A 389-nucleotide genomic window follows, 5' to 3' on the forward strand; every position below is an offset into this window, starting at 1 on the left:
GCCATCTGCGCCACATCGGACGCCGCCTCGTTGCAGGCGCGCAGGGTCGCCGTCAGCGCGGACGCCTGCTCCGGCGTCGGCAGCAGCTTCACCTGCACGACCAGCTTCACCAGCCCATCGCATCATTTGGTCCATGTGACCTCGATGAACTCCAGACCCAGAGGTACGTAGGGGGCGCAGCGTCGTCTACAACCTTCACGCGCACTTGGTCTTCACCACCAAGCACCGACGCGGCGCCCTCACTGATCCGATCCTCACCCGCTGCCAGCAGGTCATGTCCAAGGTGTGCGAAGACTTCGGCGCGCAGCTGCACGAGTTCAACGGCGAAGACGACCACGTCCACCTGCTCGTGCACTACCCGCCAGCCGTGGCTCTGTCGAAGTTGGTCA

1 protein-coding gene is annotated in these 389 nt (G+C 64.5%); it reads left to right on the forward strand.

Annotation, left to right across the window (positions count from 1 at the left end):
* Positions 1-205: 205 nt before the first annotated feature.
* The coding region (gene tnpA, locus ACLQ2U_RS32210) for an IS200/IS605 family transposase (RefSeq protein ID WP_425754647.1) at positions 206-389 on the forward strand (184 nt) is incomplete at its 3' end.

The sequence above is a fragment of the Micromonospora sp. DT47 genome (assembly GCF_049844475.1).
GTDB lineage: Bacteria > Actinomycetota > Actinomycetes > Mycobacteriales > Micromonosporaceae > Micromonospora.